Annotated in this window: 4 protein-coding genes; all 4 read right to left on the bottom strand. The window is 61.6% G+C overall.

What is annotated here, in order from left to right; genetic code table 11:
• On the bottom strand, positions 1-294 hold a 294-nt coding region (locus AC1D1X_RS22110), incomplete at its 3' end, for a molybdopterin cofactor-binding domain-containing protein (RefSeq protein WP_477699197.1).
• Positions 291-785: a (2Fe-2S)-binding protein gene (locus AC1D1X_RS22105; RefSeq protein WP_477669081.1), complete on the bottom strand. Its 495-nt coding sequence runs from the start codon at positions 783-785 to the stop codon at positions 291-293. The genes AC1D1X_RS22110 and AC1D1X_RS22105, both read right to left, overlap by 4 nt.
• A gap of 33 nt (positions 786-818) precedes the next feature.
• Positions 819-1556, bottom strand: coding sequence for an ABC transporter ATP-binding protein (locus tag AC1D1X_RS22100; RefSeq protein WP_477669080.1), 738 nt, complete (start codon positions 1554-1556; stop codon positions 819-821).
• A partial coding sequence (locus tag AC1D1X_RS22095; RefSeq protein ID WP_477699196.1) for an ABC transporter ATP-binding protein C-terminal domain-containing protein occupies positions 1556-1846 on the bottom strand: 291 nt, incomplete at its 5' end. The genes AC1D1X_RS22095 and AC1D1X_RS22100, both read right to left, overlap by 1 nt.

The raw sequence follows: 1846 nt of genomic DNA, 5'->3' as shown, positions 1-1846 counted from the left end.
CCCAAGAACCATGCTGACCTGCCCGAGCGCAACGTCCAGCTCTTCAGCCACGATCTGCGCCAGGGCCGTCCGGATACCGGTGCCAAGATCTACATGGCCGTTCAGGGCCGTCACGCTGCCGTCATCCCACACGGCAACCAGTATTTCAACGCCCTCTTGCGGATTGGCGCTGACCAGTGCAGGTTGGCCACGGGCGGGTGGAGGCGCCGGCGGCGGCTCGCGGCTCACCAGCAAGACGCCGCTGGCCGCATGAAAATCGGCGCGTGTCAGGGGCGCATCGGCGCGACGCGTCATGGCGAGTTACCCCGGGCAAGGCTTTGGCGCGTCAGCTCTGCCGCACGCAGCACAGCCTTCACGATCTCCAGGTGCGTGCCGCAGCGGCAGAGATTGCCTGACAGCTCGCGGCGTATGTCATCCTCGCCAGGCGCGGGGTTTCGCGCCAGCAATGCGACGGTCATCATGATCATGCCGTTCAGGCAGTAGCCGCACTGGGCGGCCTGCTCTTCGATAAACGCCTGCTGGACCGGGTGAAGGGCCGCCGGCGTACCCAGACCCTCAAGGGTGGTGATTTCGCGGCCCGCCACGCCGCACGCCGGAATAACGCAAGCGCGTGCCGCCACACCGTCGACCAGCACGGTGCATGCGCCACACTCYCCCAGACCGCAGCCATATTTCGGGCCATTCAGCGCGAAATCGTTACGCAGCACCGTCAGCAGGCTGGCCTGCTCCGCAACAGGCAGCGTACGCTTTTGCTGATTAACGGAAAGCGTGACTGTCAAACCCATATTTACCGAACCATAACCAGGTTGCGGCGCAGCCTACACACTGAGATAGGCACGGCGCACTTCTTCATTGGCAGCCAGCTCCGCAATGGATCCTTCAAAACGGATTTGCCCTTTCTCCAGGACGTACGCCCTGTCTGACACCAGTTCGGCGAAATGCATGTTTTGCTCGGACAGCAGAATGCTCACGCCATGGGCCTTCAGCTCCAGAATCATGTTGGCCATTTGCTCCACAATGACGGGCGCTACGCCTTCGGAAGGCTCGTCAAGCAGAACCAGATAGGGATTTCCCATCAAGGTCCTGGCCACCGTCAGCATTTGCTGCTCGCCGCCACTCATGCGGCCGCCGGGGCGCGTGGGCATCTCACCGAGGTTGGGAAACAGCTTGAAGAGGCGTTCCTGCGTCCACAAGGGAGCCTCGCTGCCGTCGGGCCAGCGGCGCGGCGCCTGCCGTCCTACTTCCAGGTTTTCATTCACGGTCAGGTCGGTGAAGATTCGCCGGTCTTCCGGCACAAACCCCAGACCCATGCGAGCCGCATGGTGTGGCTCACTGCCGGAGATATCTTTGCCAAGAAAGGTCACGCTGCCACGCCGCTTGTCGAGCATCCCGATCAGCGTCTTCAGGGTGGTCGATTTGCCGGCGCCGTTGCGCCCCATCAAGGCGACGACCTCGCCGCGCCCGACCGAGAGATTGACGCCAAACAGTATTTGCGCCGCACCATACCAGGCCGACAGGTCTTTCGCCTCCAGCAGCATCTCTTTGCCGTCGCGCATTACGCCATCTCCTTTTCAATGGCTTTCTTCTCGAAAGTTTTGCCACTGCCAAAATAGACTTCCTGGACTTCGGGGTGGTCGCGAATTTCCAGTGGCTTGCCTTCCGCAATCAACCGGCCGCGCGCCAGCACGATCATGCGGTCGGCATAGGCAAACACCACGTCCATGCTGTGCTCGGTAAACAGCACCGCCATGCCCCGGTCAATGACCAGTTGTTTAGTCAACGCCATCAGGTCATTCCGCACTCTTGGCGCCATGCCGGCTGTCGGCTCATCCATGAGCAGTAATTT

The sequence above is a fragment of the Polaromonas sp. P1_G4 genome, assembly GCF_056405475.1.
This window is presented reverse-complemented; position numbering and strand designations above follow the sequence as displayed.